The organism is Streptomyces sp. DvalAA-43 (assembly GCF_900091725.1).
GTDB classification, from domain to species: domain Bacteria; phylum Actinomycetota; class Actinomycetes; order Streptomycetales; family Streptomycetaceae; genus Streptomyces; species Streptomyces pulveraceus.
This window is the reverse complement of record NZ_FMBW01000054.1, coordinates 24,996-46,512: the sequence shown is the minus strand read 5'-3', so window position 1 is coordinate 46,512 and position 21,517 is coordinate 24,996. Positions and strand designations below refer to the sequence as shown.

Genomic DNA, 21,517 nt, shown 5'->3' with positions numbered 1-21,517 from the left:
CGCCTGTCGTCGTGCTCCCACACAACGCTGAACAATCGCTCTGGTCGAGATGTACGGATCCATCTCAGCGGACTGAAGGGAACAGCACCGATGCGCGGACCAGAACATCCGGGTCGCCGAACGCTTCTCGCCGGCGGACTCGTGGTCGCCTCGGCAGCGCTCACGGGGTGCTCCTCGACGAGCGCCGCACCGCTGGCGGCCGGCACTTCGCCCAACGCGCGGCCGAGCACGCCCGCCGAGGCGTTCGCGAGACTGATGGACGGCAATGAACGCTGGGTGAGCGGAGACCTTCGGCATCCCGACCGGGATCCGGACCGGCGCGAGTTCGTGGCCCAGAAGCAGGAGCCCTTCGGGGCGATCCTCTCGTGCATCGACTCCCGGGTACCGCCGGAACTCCTCTTCGACACCGGACTGGGCGACCTCTACGTGATGCGCACGGGAGGGGAGGCGGTCGGTCCGGTGGTCACGGGGTCGGTGGAGTACGGGCCCATGACGAGCGGCACTCCGCTCATCGTGGTCCTCGGGCATCAGCGTTGCGGCGCCGTCGCGGCAGCCTACGAATCCATCCGGGACGGCAAGCCACTCCCCGGCAACCTGGATGCGATCGCCAGGGCTCTTCGGCCGGCCTACGAGCAGGCGGTCCGGGAGGGCGGCTCCGACCCGGTCGAGACCATGGCCCGCGCGCAGGTTCAGTTGACCGCGTCCGCCCTGCGCTCCAACCAGGACCTGGCCCCGCTGGTGGCGAAGGGCACCCTTGCCGTGGCCGGCGCCTACTACTCGCTCGACACGGGCAAGGTGGAGGTCCTGGGCGGCGCGCCTACCAGGCCGTAGCCGCGCGGACGGACCGGATCGACGCGCCTGCGCCGCGGACTCATGTCGTACGACTCCGCCTGGCCCGTCGAGACCGACGCGGACGCATGCCTCCGCATGCCGGCAGGGCCGTGCAACGGGCATGCCGGAGCACGGTGGCCGACCCCGTGGGCGGGGGCAGCGGAACGAACATTTCACGTGTTGGTGGGTGAACTCGGTACATCGTCGGTCCGGTAGTCCAGGTATTCAGCGACGGACACCCCACCGTCGACGCTCCTGTACAACCGTTCGATGATGGGGATCAGACTCTTGAATTCGACGGTCCTCTGAGAACCACCTCCCCCTGCCGGCCTCGACCGTCACGGCGGAGGGAGCAAGACCCATCGTCTGCTGCAAGAGATCCCGGTTGATTTCCTCACGGACTGCGTCATCGTCGCGTCGGAAGACCCGTAGCAGGTCCCTGCGGCTGACGATGCCCAAGAGCTTGTCCGTTTCGTCCACGACGGGCAGCCGCTTCACGTCCTGCACTTCCATGAGGCGAGCGGCCTCGGTCACGGTCCACTCCGGACGGGCACACACCGCCGGAGCAGACATCAATTCCTCGGCGCGGGCCCCTTCGGCCTTGGCTCGCTCCCAAGCCTCCAGATGGGGAATCGGTGTCCTGCCGTTCGGGTCGGACAGGTCTGCGGACTTGCGCAACAGGTCGGCCTCGGACACGACCCCCATGGGCCGGTCCAGCTCGTCCACCACGGGAACGGCAGTGACAGCGTTCTCCGCCAACAGTCTGACGATCTCCTTGAACGGCAGGTCACGCCGCGCCCGAACGACGTCCCTGGTCATGAGCTCCGCAACAGTTCGGTGATGCACGTGACTCGCCTTTCGAGGAGTGCCGGTCGGAAAGCAGGAATCAGATGCCCCCGGTCGAGCCGGCAGGCTCGCCTTCGGTGCCGATGGACTCCGCACAACGCCCCCCACGGCATTGTGCTTCCCTCCTTTGCGGCGGCACGCCGTGCGTGGCAGTTTGGGTACAGCACCCGCAGGCGCATGGGCGGGCGCAGTGTCCGGCACTCAGCACAACGGTGACGGGAAAGGGGCCCGTGCGCGGCCGCGGCCGGCCGGAACCTCAGAGAAGAAGTGCGGTGAGCCCGGCGCGGCTCCGTCCGCACGACCCCCGCCCCCTCAGGGCGGCTGCTTCGTGGGCAGTGAGCCGTCGTACCACCATCCAGGAGTCACGTCCGAGGAGCACCCCATGGCTGCGTCCCCGTACACCGTCGGCGACGTCATGACCCACACGGCCGTGGCCATCGGCCGCAAGGCCTCGTACAAGGAAATCGTCGCGCTGATGCACCGGTGGAAGGTCAGCGCCGTTCCGATCATCGAAGGCGAGGGCCGCGTCGTCGGGGTCGTCTCCGAAGCGGACCTACTGCCGAAGGAGGAGTTCAGGCAGGACGGACCGAAGGTGCCCGGCCCGTTCGATGAGGCGTCCAAGGCCGACGCGGTACTTGCCGGGGATCTGATGTCCAGTCCGGCCGTCACCGTGCACTCCGACACCACACTCGCCGAAGCCGCCCGCATCATGGCGCGCAAGCGGGTGAAACGACTGCCCGTCGTGAACGATCTCGGCATGCTGGAAGGCGTCGTGAGCCGCAGCGACCTCTTGAAGGTGTTCCTGCGCCCGGACGAGGAGATCGACGAGGAGATCCGATCCTCCGTGCTCATCGAAGCGTCTCCACCGGACCAGGTGGACTTCACCGTGCTGGACGGTGTCGTCACCGTTCAAGGACCTCTCCGAAACCGTGCTCAGGTGCCGCTTCTGGCTCGTGCCATTCGCGCGGTCGAAGGCGTCGTGGACGTACGCATGGAACTTTCCTGACGTTTCCAGGAGAGCGGATTCAGGGACAAGTCGTCGCCGGAGACGCCGTGGCCGTAACGCAGCGGCCTTCAACCCGCCCCAGGTGTCATGGCACCCGAGGCCGGGCCCGACCGGTCCCGGTCACGCCCCGTTCGGCCCTCCTGTCCCTGTGCGGCCCCAAGGATCATGGTTCCTGAACAGCCTCCGGCATCGCGTCCGAGTGAATGGCTGTGAGACGGAGGGAGGTTCCGCCATGAAGCACATCGAGGTGGGAGACCTGATGACCGACGAGGTCGTCTCGGTCGTCCCGCTCACCTCCTTCAAGGAGGTCGCGAAACTGCTCGCCCGGCACGACATCAGTGGACTGCCCGTGCTCGACGACGAGGACCGGGTCGTCGGTGTCGTCTCCGCCATGGTCGTCCGCCGCGGGCAGTGCCAGCACACCGAGATCCGCGGCAAGAATGTGAGAAGAGTGATCGACGATCATCCGCAGGACGTGCCCCTCGTCTGCCCCGCTCAGCAGAGCCCCGACGATCTCGCTGTTGGCTTCCTGCCAACGTTGACGGTCGCGCGTCTCGGCATACAGACGGGCGTTCTCGATGGCCCATCCCGCCGCCGCCACCGCGAGTGTCGACAGCACGGTTTCGTCCTCGGCGTCGAAGGCCCCTCCGCCCCGCTTCTCGGTCAGGTACAGGTTTCCGAACACCTTGTCGCGAACCCGGACGGGAACCCCAGGAACGAGTGCATCGGGGATGGTCCGGCGGAAACCCGTAGGACGACGGATGCTCGGAGAGTTCCACCAGCCGCAACGGCTCGGAGTGCCGGATCAACTCGCCGAGGATGCCGTGCCCCTCGGGGAGGGCACCGATGGCCTCACGCTGCTCCCCCGTCACGCCCACCGCCAGGAACTGTGCGAGCCGGGTTTCCTCACCGACCGCTCCCAGAGCCCCGTACTCGGCGTCCACCACCACAACCGCGGCCTCGACGATCCGACGCAGCACCTGGGGCAGATCAAGGCCTCTGCCCACCGACATGACGGCATCCAGCAGCAGGGCCGCCTCGACCGGTCCCCGCATCACGGTGTCGAGCCGTTCCTGGAGATCACCCGGCAACGCGCCCAGCCGACGATGCGCCTCTCCGCAGTGGCCGGATCCCCTGTCTCCGTTCTCGCCCACCGTGCCTCCAGTCGTGACTCACGTAGCGCGTCAGGCCACACCTTTCACGGTAGTAGCCTCACGGTGGGGGCGCCGACCGGCCCGGCCGAGGGTCGCAGGACGGTGCAGGGGCGGATTTTCTCGTTCGTTTCGGCCGGAGAACGGAAGGCATCCGCGTGCGCACGACCGGTGCGACAGAGCTGCTCGCCACGTCGCCGCCCGCCCGTGGTGCGCTCGGAGGCCGTTGCGTGAAAGTTCAGTGGAGGACAAGTTCGCCATTCCGCCACGATCATGCTCAAAGCCCTTCTAAGATCGCTGCCGAGGCGGTTCTCCGCATCTCTATGTACTCCCTCACGAGCAGGGCATCAGGCCCTTCTGAAAGCTGAGAGCAGGAGATGGCAACTACGAATGAACAAGCGAAGGGAGCCGCGCCCGAGCCGCGTCGGCGACGGCCGGGCATGCCCGGTCGCCGCACCGCTGGCTGTCTGGCCGCGCTCGCCTTGGGAATCGGTAGCAGCTCGTTAGCCGTGGCGCCCGCAGCGCACTCACAGACGGAGAACGGATCGGTGACGGTCCGGGTGATCCGGGCCGTCGACAGCAGCGGAGTGTGGACACCCGCGCTGGAACCAGGCCTCGCGGGCGTCAAGGTGACCCTCACCGACGACGCCGGAAAGGGCATCGAGGGAGTCACGGCAGCCGACGGCACCGTGACGCTGACTCCGGCAGCGGGCACGTCCACCAGCGGCAAGTACCGGGTGCAGGTGGTGAATCCGAGGCCGGGCGCCCTGTTCCCGGCCTTCGCCTCGCGCCAGGGGCTGGACGGTGCGCCCAACCAGTTGAGCAGCAATGAGGAGTTCGTCGACCTCTCGGGCGAGAAGAACGTGGCGTACACCACGGGGCTGTGGAGTCCGGGTGACTACTGCCAGAAGAACGCACCACTGGTGACGTCCTGCCAGCCTGCCACGCGCGAGGGCGGGTCTCAGCGGACGCTGGTCTCCTTCCCGTACGACGCACGCGGCCAGGACGGGGTCGACGTCAACGTCACGAACGTCGCCACCAACGCCGAGACCGGCACCGTGTTCGGCATCGGGTGGAACAAGGCCGACAAGCGGGTGTTCTCCTCGGCGCTGGCCAAGCGCACCACGGACTACGGTCCGGGCGGCTCCGGTGGGATCTACGTGACCGACCGCGCACAGAAGAAGACCACCCTGTTCACCGTCGTCCCGGACGCGGGGACGACAGCGCACGGCCAGGGCACCGACGACACCTTCCTCACCACGCCCGGCAAGGAGAGCCTGGGCGGCATCAAGATCACCGACGACGGTAAGGACCTGTTCGTCGTCAACCTCAACAACCGCAAGCTCTACCGCTATGACGCCACGGTGGCCACCGCGGCGGCGCCCAAGGCCGTCGCCGCCATCCCGGACCCGGGCTGCCCGGCGGCAGTGGACTGGCGCCCGTTCGGCCTCGGCCTGCACGACGGCGTCGGCTACCTCGGCGGGGTGTGCTCCGGAGAGTCCACCGGGAAGCTCTCGGACCTGCGCGCGGTGGTCATGCCCTTCGACCTCGACACCGGAGCGTTCCAGAAGCCGGTGCTGGACCAGCCGTTGGACTACCCGCGTCAGTCCACGGTCGGCGGGCCTCCGTGCGACGGGGCGGGCTGGTTCCCCTGGACCGAAACCTTTCCGACCTCCCAGAACGGCCAGGCGTGCCAGAGCTATCTGGCCCAGCCCGAACCGGAGCTGGGCGAGATCGACTTCGAGGCCGACGGTTCCATGCTGCTGGCCTTCCGCGACCGCTTCGCCGACCGGGCCCCGGCCGCCCCCACGCCCACCTCAGCCGCCACCGTCCTGTCCGGCGGCGACCTGAACAAGGCGTGCCTGGCGGGCGAGTCGTACGTGATGGACACCAACAACGGGTGCGGACTCTCCCCCCGGGGCACCCGCTTCTACGACACCAGCCGGATGGGCTCCCACCACAACGCGTCCTTCGCGGGCATGGCGCTCTCCAGGGTCGAGGACACCATCGCGACCGCCGGCTTCGACCCCAACAGCACCGCCTTCGGGTACGGCACCACCTTCGTCAAGCGCGACGGTAAGCAGGACCCCGACTCCGGCCTGCGCCTCAACCCACCAGGAACCATCGCCCCGTTCGGCAAGGGCGCCTCGATGGGCGACCTGGAGGTGCTCTGCGACCAGGCCCCGCTCCAGATCGGCAACCGGGTCTGGTACGACCCCGAGCGCAAGGGCATCCAGAACCCGGGCCAGCGCCCGGTCACGGGCGCGACCGTCCATCTGTACGACGAGTCGGGCAAGCTCGTGGGAACGACCGAGACGACGGCGCGCGGCGAGTACTACTTCGACGACTCCAATGTCACCGGTGGCCTCCAGCCGAAGACCAAGTACACCATCCGCCTCGACAAACCGGACGACTACGCCAAGGGCGGCCCGCTCTACCAGTGGGTGCCCACGGAAGCGGATGTCGGCGACAACCACTTCATCGACTCCAAGGGCATCGTCCCGCGCGGCGCGCGCTTCCCGGAGCGGGCGTTGACCACCGGCGGGCCAGGAGAGAACGACCACACCTACGACTTCGGCTTCCGGCAGCAGGAGGGCGAGCTGCGCCTGGTCAAGCACGACCAGGACGGCAGAGCGCTGGGCCGGGCGACATTCCAATTGTGGAAGGAGACGAACGGCTCCGACGAGCTGCAGACCACCGGGGCGGAGCCGGACACCAAGGTCGGCAAGCCGTGCGTGACCGGAACCGACGGCATCTGCCGCGGCACCGGAGCGCCGGGCACGTACTACTGGCAGGAGGTCAGCCCACCCGCAGGCTATGCCGCGCCGGACGTGCCCGTGTTCGGGCCGCTGGAACTGACCGCCGACAACCTCGACGACGGGGTATCGGTGACGGCGGTCAACCGACGGCTTCCCACCACCGAGCCGACGCCGACACCAACGGCATCGAAGCCAGGCGCACCAGGCAAACCGGGTTCACCTGGGGCTCCAGGCGCACCGGGTACACCTGGCCACGTACCCAACTCGGGCCTGGCTGCCACGGGCATGAGTCAGGTGGTGTCGCTGGCCCTGGCCGGCTGCGCCGCGCTCACCGTCCTCGGTGCGGCACTGGTCGTACTGATGCGCAGGCGAAGGGCACAGCACCGCTAGGGCCTGTCCCGGAGCGGGGCGACCGGCACCGGTGACCGTCCGGGCCGGCTCGGGCGGGTTCGCGGACCAGCGGTTCGCGAACCCGCCCTTCTGTGTGACCGACCGATGAGAGAAGGCGACCGCATGGCTCGGAAGAGGAAGACCGACGGCCGTACGCCGCGTCGGGCCCTCTGGTTCAGGACACTGATCGCGATCACGGCGTGCGGCGCTGCGGTGGGCGGCCTGGCGGCCTACCGGACCCTGTCGGACGACACCGCCACCGAGCGGCCGGTGACGATGGACGAGGCGTCCCGGCTGGCGCTGTCGCGGTTGAATCTGTACCAGGCCAGTCCCCTGACGGTGGCCCTGACCGCCACCGAGGGCGGCGGAGTGGTGGTGCGGGTCAAGGGGGTCGTGGACTACCGGACCCACCGGGCCGTGGGGAGCTACCAGATCACCGGGTCCTCCGGGGCCTCCGGAGCTTCCGCGCCCGCCGGTGGGCAGCTCGACCACGGGCTGATCGTCTGGGACACCGGCGGCCTCGGCCTGGCCCCTGAGCCCAAGGGCGACAGCAGACCGCCCTGGCAACAGGCCGAGCACATTCCGCGCTCGGGCTGGTCCGCACGCTCCTACACGACCGATCCCCTGGACGCCGGACTCCAGTTGCTGATCGAACTCGGCGCGGACCGCCCCGACAACCCGCTGTTGCTCGCGCAGTCCGGAGCTCGCCGGCTGGGGAGCGACCGCATCGACGGCCGCGACTACGAACGGTTCGCCGGGCCACGCGCCCAGGGCGCCACGCCCGGTACGGGTCCCGACGGCGGACGGTCGCCGCTGACGTACTGGGTCGACAGTGACGGCGGCCTTCGGCGGGTGACGATGCGGATGCCGGGCCTGGGGACTCCGACCACCGTGGAGTTCTCCGGGCGCGACGGCCGCGCGAAGCTCCCCGAGGCGCCGTGGGGCACCGGCTGACCTCTCGGTGCCGATGCTCCCTGGCTTCCCCGGTTGCCGAGGGCCCTCCTCGCCCCGCGCTTCGGTGCGGCACGGTGAACGGGCCCGAGTCCACCGCGGCGCCGTGCTCAGTGGGAGTGCGGCACGGCGTCCACGTCCTTCGGGAGCGGATACGCAGCCGTATCGACGACCCCTGGCAGACCGGTAGCCGGGCTGCCCGGGACCGTCGGGTCCGGCATGGACGGCTGGGCGTGTGGGGCCGGTACCCGGCTGAACGGCACGCCGGGCGGCGCCTGTACCGACGCGGTCCGGCCGGTGGGCGCCGTGCCCCGACCACGGGTGCCGCAGCCCGCGCGCCCCTCCAGGCCCTTCGGACTCTGGGTTTCCGGCCGGTTGCCCGCGAAACAGTTGCCGGGGTCGGCCGAGGCCAGCACGAGGTCGATGCCATTGCCGGTGGCGCGGTTGCCCTCGACGCGATTGCCGCTCGCCGGATGTCCCGGCGGGTCGGTGACGACCACTCCGGCCGCCCGGTTGCCCCGGACCAGGTTGCGCTGGACGCGGTTCTCGGTGCCGCCGCCGATGCCGATGCCGATACCGAAGCCCCCGTCTGCCTGCTCGGGCGTGTCGGCGGCGTTGTTGTCGGCGACCACGTTGCCCGCGATGACGGCGCCGTGCTGCGGGGCGAGGGCCTCCAGGTCGTTGGAGTTGACCGTGACACCGACCCGGTTGCGGACGACGCGATTGCCCAGCACCGACAGGCCGTCCGAGGCATTGGTCAGCTCGATGCCGACCGCGTTGCGCTCCACGATGTTGCCGCGGACGACGGTGCCGCAGGGCTTGCACTGGCCTACGTAGATGCCGGAGTCTGCGTGCCCTGAGGCGTAGGAGTCCTCGATCACTCCGTCACGCGCGTCAAAGGCGTAGATGCCGTACAAGCCGTTGTTGTACGCCGTGACCCGGGTCGCGCGGAAGCCCCGGACGGGAGGGAAGCGAGTGGTGTCCAGAGGGTCGTAGGCGGAGCCGCCGGCACCGCGCTGCTGCAACCGCTCGTCGGTGACGCCGGTGAACAGCACGCCGTTGGCGAGGTAGCCGTGCACGGTGAGGTTCTCGACCACCGAGCCGGCGCCGGTCACGGTGATGCCGTTGGCCCGACGCACACCGCCGTCGAAGACCACCTTGTTGCGGTCCGTTCCACGGAGCACCAAACGGGGCTTCGTGACGCGCACGCTCTCCCGGTACACGCCCGGTCCGATCAGCACCGTCTCGCCCTCACGAGCGACGTCCACCGCCTGCTGCACCGAGGGGAAGTCCTGCGGGACGCGCAGCACGTGCCCCGCCGGATGCCGCGCATCGCCGGACGTCGGCCCGGTACCGGAGCACCCGGTGGCCGCCAACGCGACCGCGACGACCAGCACCGACAGACGCAGCGCCGCCCGGAACACCGCCTCCGGTACTGCCGATCGGTTCAACAGGCGTTCCGCAGACAGGGTTTGCATGTCAGATGTTTTATCGTCTCCAATAGGCCTATGCCCACCGAACAGGGAAATGCGCAGGATCCGTCCCGCCCCGCGGCAACCGGTCCCGGGCGGCGTAGGGCACTGCTCGCAGCCGGAGCGGTGCTGGCCGCCGGGGTCGGCGCGGCAGCGGACCAACTGGCGAGAGGCGACCGGACAGCCGGCCGTGCCACCGCGGGCGCCCCGCCGGCCGAGGCCGCGGTTCCCTTCCACGGCGCCCGACAGGCAGGCGTCACGGCGCCCCAGCAACCGGCGACGCACCTGCTTTCCTTCGACCTCCCCCAGACCACGACCGCCGCCGACCGGAAGGCCCTTCGCAGCGTCCTCGGCGCGCTGACCAGCACGCTCGCCACCGCCGCCTCCGACGCCCCGTCCGACCCTCGGCTCCAGGGCGGTGGCACGACCCGGCTCGCCTCCCTGGTCGGCATCGGTCCCGCTCTCGCCGCTCGGCTCGACCTCGATGTCCCTGCCTCACTAAAGGAGTTGCCGCAATTCCCCGGCGACCGCCTCGATCCGCGCCGCAGCAACGGCGATCTTCTGGTCCAACTGTGCGCAGCCGACCGCTGGACGCTCACCGTCGTCGCCGAACTCGTCGGCAGGGCCGCCCACGCCGCCGGCGCCGTGCCTCGCTGGACACAGTCCGGCTTCCTGCCCCACGCGGCCCCGGGCACCACCCCACGCAACCTGTTCGGCTCCAAGGACGGGACCGCCAACCCCGATCACGCGGCCGCCGAGCAGTGGGTCTGGGGCCCTCCAGGAACCCACGGGAACGGCACCGTTCTGGTCTACCGCAGGATCCGCATGGATGTCACCGGCTTCGCGGCGCTCTCCGAGAGCGCGCGCGACCGGGCGATAGGCCGCCGTACCGTCGACGGTGTCGCCCTCAGCGGCACCGCCGAACATGACGAGCCGGACATCTACGCCAAGAACCCCGACGGTTCCTACGTCATCCCCGCCACCGCCCACGTACGTCTCGCCAGCCCCCGCTTCGACGGCGGTGCCCGTATGCTCCGCCGCAGCTACAGCTACGACGACGGCCCGACCGACCGTGGCCTTCTCTTCTGTGCCTTCATGCGCGAATCCGCCCAGTTCACCCGCGTCCAGAACCGGCTGGCCGCCCGCGACGCCCTCACGCCGTTCCTCCAGCACCGGGCCTCGGCCGTGGCCTACGTACTGCCCGGCGCGGCGTCCGCCGGGACGCTCGGCGAACAGCTCTGGCGGTGAGCTCCACCTCGTCCCTCCACCCGGGGATGATTCGGCCCGGCTGGTCAGAGGTGGGGTGTGTCGGGAAGGAGTCGGGGCCGGGGCGGGCCGGCGCGACGTTCCGTTGTCATACCCCTGTGCCAGGCTTCTTCATGACCGCCCGGGAGAACGCCCTCGCCCGGACGACGGCCTCGGCCGCACGACCGCCCAAGGAGCGCACACCATGTCCGGCACCGCCACTGCCCGTACCTCGTTGGAGGCCACGGCATCGCTTCTCGCCCCAGCCCATCCGCGCGTCGTCGAACGGATGTTGCACGCCCACGACGATCCCGAGAGCTATGTGCGGACGCACGCGAGCCGGCTGGATGACCGCGGCATCCACGAGCCCATCGCGGAACTCGCATGGATAGCGCTCGTGGATGCGCTCTATGACCACCAGCTGCTCGCGGAATTCGACTGGAAGGAGGATCCGCAGGAGATCCGGGCCCAGTTGAAGCTGCTCGACTCCCGGCCGTCCGTGGACCCCTGGGTGCTGTTCGACGCCGACGAGATGTCCCTGCCGACGTACGATTTCCTGGCGGCCTGCGGTCGGCGCTATCGCGATGTCGGTGCGGCGCTCGCTGTCCTCGACATCGAATCGGACTGCTACCCGGTGGTGTGTCTGCGCGCGGCGCGGGCCGAGGAGTTGACGGCGCTCGCCGGCCGTGCCGGGTTCACGGCTCGCACTCTGGGGGTCTGACGGGCGGTGCCGTGATCCGCACCGCGCAGGACGCGTGATCTGCATCATGCGTCATGCCGGCCGCAGGCGGACGGGCAGCTCCACGTGCCCGTTGCTGATCAAGGTGGGCAGAGGCCGAAGTTCCCCGGCAGGTACAGCGAGTTGGGCGTCCGGAAAGCGTGCGAACAGCTGACGCAGGGCAGCCACGACTTCGAGGCGGGCGAGGGGCGCGCCGAGGCAGAAGTGGACGCCATGCCCGAAAGCGAGGTGATCCTTGATGGTTCGGGTGGCGTCGAAGACGTCGGCGTTCTCACCGTGCCAGTCCGGGTGGCGGTTGGCGGCGGCGTAGGACGCGAGGATCGCCTCCCCGGTCCGGATGGTCTGCCCACCGGGCAGGGGGATGTCCTTGAGCGCGTACCGCAGGGGCAGGTGCTTGATGGCCGGCTCGTGGCGCAACGTCTCCTCGACGACATCACTCCAGCCGCACCGGCCGGCGCGGACGTGGGCCAGCTGCTCCGGGTCGGCCAGCAGGGATGTGATCGCCTGGTCGATGACGTTGACGGTCGTCTCGTATCCGGCGCTGATCACCAGCACGAGGGTGCCGCGCAATTCGGCGTCGGTGAGAACGCTCCCATCGCCGTCCTCGTCCCGGGTGGCGATCAGGAGGGAGGTCATGTCGTCGCCGGGCGAGGACCGCTTCGCGGCGATCAATTCGTCGAGGAGCCGGTAGAGAGCCGCCGTGTTCGCCGCGGCTTCGTCAGCGGAGAGGGTGGTGGCGAACACCCGGTCCACCACCGTACGCAGACCGCTCAGCTCGACGGAGGAGAGGCCCATCATGCGACCGATGACCGCGATCGGCAGCGGATAGGCCACGTGCTCGCGCAGGTCGACCACTTCGCCGGCCGGGAGGACGTCCAGGTCGTCGAGGATGCCGGTGACGAGGTCTTCGACGACGGGGGTCAGGGCGGCGATTCGGCGGGCCGACAGGGCAGGGGCGATCAGTCGTCGCAGACGGCGGTGGTCGCTGCCGTGGGCCGTGAACATGTTGTCGACCGCCACCCAGAGAGCGAGGGGCCAGGTGGTGACCGTGTCGGCGAAGGCCGGCCAGTGCGCACGAGCATCCTTGGAGACGTCCGCACGCATCAGGAGTTGTTTCAGGAGGCCGGGATCGGAGACGGACCACGCGGTCACCCCGAGGATGTCCACGAGCGTGGCCGCCCCGCGGGCACGCAGGGCAAGGTGCTCGGCGTGGTGGTCGGCGCCGGTGGGGTCAAGGACGAAGGGCTGCTGTTCGGGCACGACGAGGGCTCCTTCAGTGGGGTGGGGGACCTGGGACCGGGCGTTGCGGGACCGCTGATCCCGGCCGAGGCGGTGCGGTACCGGGTGAGCCCGGCCGGGGCGGCGGACGAGGCCGCCCGGTCGGCAGACGAGGCCCGTCTCCGGCAGGGGCACGGGAAACATAGTGGCCCGCCGCATCGGCCCTGAGGTAGATGCGCGGCGGCCGGACAGATGTGCGGTGAGCCGGGGCCACCACCCCGACGGTCACTGTCCAAGCGGTCGTCGTGGTGCGCCTCGGGCCCGACCCGATCGATCAGAGGTCCTGGTCGGGGCGACACTATGCTGTCCGGATGGTTGAGTCGTTGCCTTCCGTGGCTGCGGTTCGGTGGCGGCCACGTGCCAGGTTCATCGTTCGTGTCGGGCGTCGCACGCTGGCGGAGTCGCTGTATCTCCTCACCGCGCCGTTGAGCGCCACTGCCGGACTTCTCCTGGTGGTCTGCGGACTGGGCGCCGGAGCGATCGGTTCGTTGTCGCCGAGGTGGTCGCCCGTCGCCGAGCGGGCTCTGGCACTCGCTCGGTGGCCCGGCGATCTGGAGTGGTGGCGGATCGGCCAGGTCCGGTCCCGGGCCGGTGGGACGCAGGGGGCGGGTCGGCGGCCGAGGCCGCAAGGGACGGCCGATTCGGCGGACCCGTGGCTGTGGCTCGATCTGGCGCACGCGGTGTTCGTGCTCCCCGTCGTAGTGGTCACCTCCGTGGTGACGGCGCTGTGGTGGTTCGTGGGAGTCGCGACCGTGACGTACCCGCTGCGCAGTCAGGTCACGCCCGGGTCGTTGCGGCCCATGACCCTGTACGCGGGCAGCGACCAGTCCCATGTCGCCCTGAGTCTGGGGCTGACGTCGCCGGCCGACCGGGTCGTCTTCGCGATCACGGTCGGCGTCCTGCTGCTGTGCACCCTGCCGCTGCTGACCCGGGCGTGCGTCGCCGCCCAGGCCGGTCTCGGGCAGGCGCTGCTGTCCAGCACGTCCGCGTTGTACCGCAGGATCAGCGGGCTGGAACAGGAGCGCGACACCGCCCGCGCGCAGGCCGTCGCGGCAGTGACCGCCGAGGTGGCCGCCCTGCGCCGGCTCGAACGCGACATCCACGACGGTCCCCAACAGCAGCTGGTCCGTCTGGCGATGGAACTGGGCCGCGCCCAGCACAACTTCGACAGGAAGCCGGAGCTCGTCCGGGCCGCACTCGCCGATGCGGTGGTCCAGACCCAGGAGGCGTTGGAGGAGCTACGGGCCCTGTCACGGGGCATCGCCCCACCGGTCCTCACCGACCGTGGACTGCGTGAGGCGCTCTCCGCCCTCGCCGCGCGTTGCGTCGTACCGGTGGAGCTCGACGCCGGCCCTTTGAGCGGTGGGCTCGATGCCGCCGTCGAGACGGCCGCCTATTTCGTGGTCGCCGAGGCACTGACGAACGTGGCCAAGCACAGCCACGCCGGCCGATGCACCGTCGGGATGCGCCACACTGAGGAAGTGCTGCGGATCTGGGTGACGGACGACGGAGTGGGAGGCGCGGCCTTGGCCAAGGGACATGGGCTACAGGGGTTGGCCGACCGGGTGCACGCGGTCGGCGGCCGGCTGCGGGTCGAGAGTCCCGGTGGCGGCCCGACGACGGTGGGTGCGGAGTTGCCATGTCACTGAGCTCGGACGAACCGACGTCCGGGGCCCTGCCGGGCCTCTCGGTCCGCGCTCCGCTGCGGATCGTCGTCGCCGATGACGCGGTGCTACTGCGCGAGGGGCTGGTCCGCCTGCTCACCGAGGACGGTCACGAGGTGGTGGCGGCGGTCGGTGACGGCCCCGCCCTGGTCGAGGCGGTGCTCGCACACCGCCCGGACGTGTCGGTCGTCGATGTGCGGATGCCGCCGACACATACGGACGAGGGCCTGCGGGCGGCGGTCACCGCCCGCGGGCAACTGCCCGGCGCGCCCATGCTGGTACTCAGCCAGTACGTGGAGATGTCCTACGCGACCGACCTGCTCGCGGACGGTTCCGGCGCCGTCGGCTATCTGCTCAAGGACCGGGTCGCCAAGGTCGAGGAGTTCCTGGACGCCCTGGACCGGGTCGCCCGTGGCGGGACGGTGCTCGATCCTCAGGTCGTCGCCCAGTTGCTCGCCGGACAGGGCCGGAACGACCCGCTGGGCGCGCTGACCCCGCGTGAACGGCAGCTGCTGGCACTGATCGCCGAGGGCCATTCCAATATGGCCATCGCCCGGCGGCTGGTGCTCTCCAACAGCGCGGTGGAAAAGCACATCGGCAATATCTTCGCGAAGCTCTCCCTGCCGCCCGACGACGCCCGGCACCGCCGGGTGCTCGCCGTCCTCGCCTACCTCGACGCCTGGCGGCGGCCCGTCACCACCCGCCCCTGAAGAAACCCAGAAGCGCCGGCGCCGGATCGGCCGTGGTGGCCGTGTTGGCCACAGCGACAACGACGACGGCCAGCGACAACAGGGCGGACAGGAGACCGAACCACCTGAACACACGCCTTGTCCGCCTGTCGGACGCCCCTGTTCTCGCGGACTTCCTCCACGAAGCCACACTCAGGCCGATCAGAACGACCGCCACCATCGTCGCGGCCATGGCTATCACCGCGTGGTAGCGGGAAAAGTCACTGACCATCACCTCGACGGCGGCCGGAGTCCGCCCACCGGCACTCGGGTAGTCGGCCAGGTCCTTCCTGACCTGGTCGAGCGTAGCGGCGAGCTCTCCGTGGGGCGTGCGGATCGGCAGCATGGACAGAAGCGAGGACAGAGGCGCTGTCGCGCCCTGGATGTTGGCCATCACCGCCGCCAAAGAGAACAGCGCAAGCGCCGTGACGACGCCTCCGGCCGCCGCGAGAGCGGCCCTGCTTCCCGCCCCGAGCCCGTCGGCCCGCAGAAATGACCTCCAGAGATGAACGCCGAGCGCGATGAGCACAAGGAGCAGGAGTGCGGCGAACACGGCTTTGGCCACGTGGTACTGGAGCCAGTAATCCATGACGTTCTTCAAGTCAGGGGAAATGTCCCGGTCGCCGGAGTCCCAGTAGTCGACGAACGCATCGGAGAGGCGCTCGATGAGATTGCGCTGATCGCGGAAGTCGCCGTCCGACATGCTCGCCGCCCATGGGCGGGGCGCGATGACGAAAGCAAGGGCCAGGACCGCGGCGAGCGCGACGAGTGCGGCGCATACGCGACCGGAGATGCCTGCGGAGCGAGCTGGTCCGTGCGTGCTGGTGGGAGGTGGGGTTGTCGTCATGCTGCCGACCATGTCGCACCGGTGCGTGCCCGGTCACTGCGGTGTGCCATCCACTTGGGGTGTGGCCTGCCACACCCCCGTCGTCCCCGGTGCCGCGGCCGAGCATTCTGGCCGCGATCACAACCGCCTCGGTGAACGAAGGTGCGACAGCTCTCAAAGACCTTGACCCGACGTTCGCCACATGGTGAGGGCCAGGTGGACCTGGAGTGCGTGGTCGCCGTGTCGCCACCGGGGGCCCAGCAGGACCGAGATGCGGTCGATGCGCTGGTAGAGCGTGTTGACATGGACGTAGAGGGCGGTGGCGGTGCGGCTCAGGTTGCCGTCGCAGGCGAAGTAGGTGACCGCGGTGCGTACCAGGTCGCTGCCGCGGGTCTCGTCGTGCTGCACCAGTGGGCCGATCGTACGGCGGACGAAGCGGTCCAGTTCGTCGCGGGCCGCCGCGCCCAGGAGTATGCCGTGGAGGCCGAGATCGTCCCGGCAGGCGCCTTCGCCGGCCCGGTCCAGCGCGACCAGTACCTCCAGGCAGCGGGCGGCGTCGCGGTGGGCCTCGACGAGAGCCGCCGCGCCGGGGGCCGCGGGCTCCGCACCGACCGTGACGGGGTGCCCGATCACCTCGGTCAGCAGGGCGGCGAGGGTGCGGGCGGCGGCGCCCGGGTCTTCGGCCCCGGGCAGGACGACGACCGTGTTACCGCCGTACTCGCCCGCGATTCCGCCCAGCCGGGTGGCGTGGCCGCCCGCCAGTTCCGTGATGCGGCGCCTTCTGGTGGTGTCACCGCCCCGGGCCACCAGCACCACATGGTCTCGTTCCAGGTCGAGGCCGACCAGCGCGGCCCGGCGGCGCAGCCCTTCGGGGTCGCGGTGCGGTGCGCCGAGCAGGTCTTCGAGGATCTCGCCGCGGAGCCGGTGTTCCGCCTCCGCGACCGTCCGTTCGCCGAGGAGCATGAGGGCGGCCGCCTGGGCGGCCCGTTCCAGGGCGTGGATGTCGGAGGCATCGAGTCCGGCGCGTACGAGCAGCAGTGTGCCGAGGTGTTCGTCGGCTGCGACGATGGGGGTGACGCAGATGGTTCCGCGCACTGCGGAGCCGCGGCCGGTCCGGGCCTGGGCCATCTCCCTTACGAGGCCGGAGGGTTCGGGCGGTGTTTCGCCCGCCGAGGCGAGCGGCCGGTCCTGTGCGTCGAGGACGAGGACGCTGCCGCGCAGTACGTCGGCCAGCGCGGATGCCAGCCCCGCAGGTCCGCCGCCGTCGAGTGCCACGGCGGTGAGCCGTTCGTGGACGGCGGCCGTCTTGCGGACCTCCTCGAAAAGGGTGGCGTTCTCGATGGCGAGGGCGGCGTGATTGGCCAGCGAGATGAGCAGGTCGACCTCGTCCTGCGAGAAGGGCCGCACACGGCGGTTGGCGGCGAACAGCACCCCGTACACCTGATCGCCGAACTTCAGCGGGACGCCCTGGATGGCCACCAGTCCCTCCGCGCCGATGACACCGTCCACGTACGCGGTGTGCTCGAAGCGGGCGTCGTTGGGGTAGTCGGCCGTGTGGTAGGGCACCGCGGTCGCGGCGACCAGTCCGCCGAGGCCGGTTCCGGCGGCGAGCCGGCCGGTCTTGAACCCGTCCGTCGTGATGCCGTCGGTGACGCGTACGTAGGTGTCGCCCTCCTCGGGGTCGGAGAGCAGCAGATATGCGACATCGGTGCCGACGAGGGTCCGGGCGCGGCTGACGATGGCCTGAAGGACGTCCTCCAGATCGCGCAGCGAGGCGAGGTCGCCGGCCGTCTCGTAGAGCGCGGCGAGGGCGGCCTCCCGGCGGCGGTGGGCCGCGAGCCTGGCACGTATCTCCAGTGCGTCGTCGACGAGTCGGGGTGCGGCCGCCACCGCGCGGAACTCCCCCTCGTCGGCCTCCTCGCGCAGCAGGCGCAGCAGAGCACCGGTGGTCTCCGGCTTCGTCGTCACCCGGCCAGTGATACCGCACCCTGCCGTCGTGCACACCGGGCGACGGAGAAAATCTCCACTCATCGCGCGTCGACGACGTGGCACACCTCCATTTCCCGCGGGGCGGCGCACGGCCAACCATGGCCCCGTCCGTCCTTGCGAACCCGGCCTCCGCCCCCCTCTTCCCGGACGGACACCAGTGAAGGAGTGCACACGATGAATGTCGGCTCCCTGCGGTCCGCCGCAGTCACCCTGACGGCCGTCCTGGCCGCCGCCCTGGGGCTCACCGCCCCCGCCCATGCGGCCGAACCCGGCCTTCCCCGGCTCAACATCACCGATACCTATGTCACCGGAATCTCGTCCGGCGGCTTCATGGCCTCGCAGCTCCAGGTCGCCTACTCCGGCACCTTCAAGGGCGCGGGCATCGTCGCCGCGGGTCCGTACTACTGCGGCAAGGGCGGCATCGTCGTGGGGCTGATCGCCTGCGGTACGGGGCTGATCTCGACCGATCCGGAAGGCATCGAGCAGATCGTCCGCCGCTGGTCGGCCGAGGGCCGGATCGACCCGGCGTCGAACCTGGCGGGCAAGCCCGTCTACACGTACCACGGCACCAAGGATCCCCTGGTCCGGACCTCGGTGAGTGACGAAGGAGTGCAGCTCTACCGTGACTTCGGGGCCCGGACCGCCTACCACGACACCGATCCGGCAGGGCACGGCTGGCCGACTCCCAACGCCCCGCTGAGCTGTGGCACCACGTTCTACCCGTTCCTGATCAACTGCGGCAACGATCCGCAGGGGGAGATGCTGGGTCACTGGCTGGGGCGGGTGAATCCTCCGGCCGCGACCCAGTCGGGCACCATCAGCCGGCACGACCAGAACCGGTACGTGCCAGGGGGGCTGGCCCAGTGGTACAGCATGGGAAGCAGCAGCTTCCTCTACACGCCCGACTCCTGCGCGGCGGGGGCCGCGTGCAAGCTGGTCGTCGCCCTGCACGGCTGTATGAGCGACAACAAGTTCGTGGGCGACCGGTTCGCCCGTGAGTCCCATCTCAATGAGTACGCCGACACCAACGATCTGGTGATCCTGTACCCGCAGACCGACATCAGCCTCCTGCGCGGCAATCCTCAGGGCTGCTGGGACTGGTGGGGATACACAGGCAGTGACTACGCGCAGAAGTCGGCACCGCAGATGCGCGCCGTCCTGAGCGAGGTGCATGCGCTCGGCGGCTGAGGTGCGCGCTCCGCACCGGATGCGGAGACCGTGGCGACGGGGCCCGTGGCATGGCGTCGTACCGGGCCTTCTGCCGTACGGCGTCCCCGGTCCCGCCCGCCCGGCTGTGTACAACCTCGGCCGGCGCCGCTGAGTACCCGTGGCCGGTACATCGTCGACGCCTCCGGCAACCGGTTCACGCTCAGGTCCGCCAGCTGGCAGGGCGCACAGGGCTCCTGGAACGGATCCGGAGACATCGACGACCGGGCGAACCGTCATGACGGCAAGAAGGCCGGCCAGATGCCGCTCGGCCTGGATCACGCGCCGATCGGGACGATCCCCACCGACTTCCATGAGCTGGGCATCAACAGCATTCGTCTGCCGTTCTCGAACGAGATGCTGCACGATCAGCGGCCGGCCCCGACGCCTCGGTCGCCGCCAACCCGGCGCTGCGGGGCAGGACACCGCTCCAGGTATTCGACGCCGTCGTCGCCGCCACGACGGCTGAGGGCTTCGCGGTGGTCCTCGACACCTCGGCGACCGGCTGCTGACCGAGGCCGACCCCGACCTCCTGGTGCTCGTCGAAGGCATCAACTGGCAGGGCATCCCCCTCGACGGGTTCGCTCACGGGCGACCCACACTGGAGCCGGCCCGTACCGTGTCGCACACCCTGGTCGCTTCCGACAGGCTCGTGTACTCGGCGCACTTCTACGGGTACACCGGTCCGCACCACACAGCGTCTGGTTCGACCGCGGTGACGGCCGGCCGGGGAGCCGGGCGGTGAGTTCGCCCTGGGCGATTTCAAGGGCCGGTGCGGCACCGACGAGTATGTGGCGGGTGTCGCCTTCACCGGTGCCTGGGCCAAGGGGACCCCGGATGCCCTGCTGTGTTGGAAGCTCGCGGACTGACACGCTATCGGAGCGCGTCGGCGGCGGTCTCCCGGACCAGGACGGCGAGCGGCGGGACGGCGTCCCGGCCCTCCGGGAGACCGGCGCGCCGCCGCGCGCCGGTCGGAACCCGATCGGTCCGGGGCTTCCGGCAGGGCCCCTTCTGCTCCGCGCTCAGCCCGCGAACCGGGCCATCCACGCCTCGATGTCGTCCGCCGATCGCGGCAGGCCCCCGGACAGGTTCTCGTGGCCGTCGTCGGTGACGAGCAGGTCGTCCTCGATCCGGACCCCGATGCCGCGCCACTCCTCGGGCACGGTGAGGTCGTCCGGCTGGAAGTACAGGCCGGGCTCGACCGTGAGCACCATGCCCGGCTCCAGTACACCGCCGACGTACTCCTCGTGCCGGGCCTGCGCGCAGTCGTGCACGTCGAGGCCGAGCATGTGGCCGGTGCCCGCCATGGTGAAGCGGCGCTGGAGGCCGAGTTCGTACGCGCGGTCGGCCGGGCCCTCGATGAAGCCCCACTCGACCAGCCGCTCCGCCAGGTGGCGCTGGGACGCCTCGTGGAAGTCCCGGTACGCGGCACCCGGCTTCACGGCGGCCATCCCGGCTTCCTGGGACTCGTACACCGCGTCGTAGATCTTGCGCTGGAGGGGGGTGAAGGTCCCGCTCACCGGAAGTGTGCGGGTGACGTCGGCGGTGTAGAGGGTGTGCGTCTCCACACCCGCGTCGAGCAGGAGCAGGTCCCCCGGGCGCACCGGGCCGTCGTTGTCCGTCCAGTGCATGATCGTGGCGTGCTCGCCGGAGGCGCAGATCGAGCCGTAGCCGACGGAGTTGCCCTCCAGGCGTGCGCGGCGGAAGAACGTGCCCTCGATCCACCGCTCGGACGAAGCGATCGCCCGGGAGAGCTCGCCGATCACATCGGTGAACCCGCGCACGGTGGAGTCCACGGCCTTGCGGAGCTCGGTGATCTCCCAGTCGTCCTTGACCAGACGGAGATCGCTGAGCGCCTCCTCCAGCTCGGCGTCGCGCTCCTCGTCGGTGGTGACGGCCGCCTCCAGGGACGGATCGACACCGCGGACGACCCGGGTCGGCGCGCCTGTGGAGGCGGCCAGGTCATCGGCGGCGGTGCGGACGTCGCGGCAGGACAGTCCGAGCACGAGCTCCGACTCGGCGAGGGAGCGGCGCCGGCCCATCCACAGCTCGGCCGTGGCGCCGGTCCAGAACTCGTCGTTGTCCCTGCTGTCCCGCGGCAGCTGGTAGCAGTAGGCGTCATGGCCGCCGTCCGCGCGGGGTTCGAGGACGAGCGCGCCGTCCCGGGCCTGGTCCCCGGTCATGTGCACGTATCCCGAGTACGGGCGGAACGGGTAGGTGTCGTCGTTCGAGCGGACCTTGAGGTTCCCCGAGGGGATCACGAGGCGCTCGCCGGGAAAGCGCGCGGAGAGCGCGGCACGGCGGCGGGCCGCGTGCGGAGACTGCTCGCCGAGCCGCAGGTCGTGCCGCTCGGTGTCCGCCCATCCTGTCCGCATCAGAGCGGACAGTTCCTCGGAGATCCCTGAGTAGAGCCCGTTCTTCCGGCGTTTTGCCACG

The 21,517-nt window shown here is 70.2% G+C and carries 14 protein-coding genes and 4 pseudogenes; 11 read left to right on the top strand and 7 right to left on the bottom strand.

Annotated elements, in window-relative coordinates:
• The first annotated feature begins 90 nt into the window (after positions 1-90).
• On the top strand, positions 91-831 hold the full coding sequence (locus GA0115234_RS22050) for a carbonic anhydrase (RefSeq protein ID WP_176729239.1): 741 nt from the start codon (positions 91-93) through the stop codon (positions 829-831).
• 173 nt (positions 832-1,004) lie between these two features.
• Here GA0115234_RS22050 and GA0115234_RS22045 read toward each other — a convergent pair.
• Positions 1,005-1,677 (bottom strand): annotated as a pseudogene (locus tag GA0115234_RS22045) (CBS domain-containing protein).
• Positions 1,678-2,059: 382 nt separating this feature from the next.
• On the opposite strand from GA0115234_RS22045, the gene GA0115234_RS22040 reads away from it, so the two are divergent.
• Positions 2,060-2,683 (top strand): CBS domain-containing protein, encoded by a 624-nt coding sequence (locus tag GA0115234_RS22040; protein WP_093544273.1) that lies wholly within the window; start codon positions 2,060-2,062, stop codon positions 2,681-2,683.
• A gap of 232 nt (positions 2,684-2,915) precedes the next feature.
• Positions 2,916-3,014 (top strand): annotated as a pseudogene (locus GA0115234_RS44370) (hypothetical protein); the annotation flags it as partial.
• Positions 3,015-3,080: 66 nt separating this feature from the next.
• On the opposite strand, the pseudogene GA0115234_RS22030 reads toward GA0115234_RS44370, so the two are convergent.
• Positions 3,081-3,738 (bottom strand): annotated as a pseudogene (locus GA0115234_RS22030) (GAF domain-containing protein); the annotation flags it as partial.
• A gap of 644 nt (positions 3,739-4,382) precedes the next feature.
• On the opposite strand from GA0115234_RS22030, the gene GA0115234_RS22025 reads away from it, so the two are divergent.
• A complete protein-coding gene (locus GA0115234_RS22025) occupies positions 4,383-6,983 on the top strand; it encodes an SdrD B-like domain-containing protein (RefSeq protein ID WP_093544271.1) in 2,601 nt (866 codons plus the stop codon).
• A gap of 123 nt (positions 6,984-7,106) precedes the next feature.
• Entirely contained in the window at positions 7,107-7,937 is an 831-nt protein-coding gene (locus tag GA0115234_RS22020) for a hypothetical protein (protein ID WP_093544268.1), read from the top strand.
• 107 nt (positions 7,938-8,044) lie between these two features.
• On the opposite strand, the gene GA0115234_RS22015 is transcribed toward GA0115234_RS22020, so the two are convergent.
• Positions 8,045-9,385, bottom strand: coding sequence for a right-handed parallel beta-helix repeat-containing protein (locus tag GA0115234_RS22015; protein WP_237541600.1), 1,341 nt, complete (start codon positions 9,383-9,385; stop codon positions 8,045-8,047).
• Positions 9,386-9,442: 57 nt separating this feature from the next.
• On the opposite strand from GA0115234_RS22015, the gene GA0115234_RS22010 reads away from it, so the two are divergent.
• Positions 9,443-10,654 carry a Dyp-type peroxidase gene (locus tag GA0115234_RS22010; protein ID WP_093544263.1) on the top strand — a complete coding sequence of 404 codons (1,212 nt, stop codon included), beginning with the start codon at positions 9,443-9,445 and terminating at the stop codon, positions 10,652-10,654.
• A gap of 202 nt (positions 10,655-10,856) precedes the next feature.
• The gene (locus GA0115234_RS22005; RefSeq protein WP_093544261.1) at positions 10,857-11,372 is read left to right on the top strand and encodes a DUF6630 family protein; all 516 of its coding nucleotides are present in this window, start codon (positions 10,857-10,859) and stop codon (positions 11,370-11,372) included.
• 51 nt (positions 11,373-11,423) lie between these two features.
• On the opposite strand, the gene GA0115234_RS22000 is transcribed toward GA0115234_RS22005, so the two are convergent.
• Positions 11,424-12,650, bottom strand: coding sequence for a cytochrome P450 family protein (locus GA0115234_RS22000; protein ID WP_141718451.1), 1,227 nt, complete (start codon positions 12,648-12,650; stop codon positions 11,424-11,426).
• Positions 12,651-12,979: 329 nt separating this feature from the next.
• Between GA0115234_RS22000 and GA0115234_RS21995 the strand changes: the two genes are divergently transcribed.
• Positions 12,980-14,317 (top strand): sensor histidine kinase, encoded by a 1,338-nt coding sequence (locus GA0115234_RS21995; RefSeq protein ID WP_093544257.1) that lies wholly within the window; start codon positions 12,980-12,982, stop codon positions 14,315-14,317.
• 53 nt (positions 14,318-14,370) lie between these two features.
• The gene (locus GA0115234_RS21990) at positions 14,371-15,042 is read left to right on the top strand and encodes a response regulator (protein WP_093544748.1); all 672 of its coding nucleotides are present in this window, start codon (positions 14,371-14,373) and stop codon (positions 15,040-15,042) included.
• Here GA0115234_RS21990 and GA0115234_RS21985 read toward each other — a convergent pair.
• Together GA0115234_RS21985 and GA0115234_RS21980 are read right to left on the bottom strand one after the other, a co-directional pair.
• Positions 15,026-15,763 carry a hypothetical protein gene (locus tag GA0115234_RS21985; RefSeq protein WP_237541596.1) on the bottom strand — a complete coding sequence of 246 codons (738 nt, stop codon included), beginning with the start codon at positions 15,761-15,763 and terminating at the stop codon, positions 15,026-15,028. The genes GA0115234_RS21990 and GA0115234_RS21985 overlap by 17 nt on opposite strands.
• A 297-nt stretch (positions 15,764-16,060) precedes the next feature.
• The gene (locus GA0115234_RS21980; protein ID WP_256088763.1) at positions 16,061-17,854 is read right to left on the bottom strand and encodes a helix-turn-helix domain-containing protein; all 1,794 of its coding nucleotides are present in this window, start codon (positions 17,852-17,854) and stop codon (positions 16,061-16,063) included.
• A 195-nt stretch (positions 17,855-18,049) separates the two neighbouring features.
• On the opposite strand from GA0115234_RS21980, the gene GA0115234_RS21975 reads away from it, so the two are divergent.
• Positions 18,050-19,063 (top strand): extracellular catalytic domain type 2 short-chain-length polyhydroxyalkanoate depolymerase, encoded by a 1,014-nt coding sequence (locus GA0115234_RS21975; RefSeq protein ID WP_093544253.1) that lies wholly within the window; start codon positions 18,050-18,052, stop codon positions 19,061-19,063.
• Between the two features lie 45 nt (positions 19,064-19,108).
• Positions 19,109-19,799 (top strand): annotated as a pseudogene (locus tag GA0115234_RS43480) (hypothetical protein); the annotation flags it as partial.
• A 304-nt stretch (positions 19,800-20,103) separates the two neighbouring features.
• Here GA0115234_RS43480 and GA0115234_RS21965 read toward each other — a convergent pair.
• Entirely contained in the window at positions 20,104-21,516 is a 1,413-nt protein-coding gene (locus GA0115234_RS21965; RefSeq protein WP_093544251.1) for an aminopeptidase P family protein, read from the bottom strand.
• Position 21,517 lies beyond the last annotated feature (1 nt).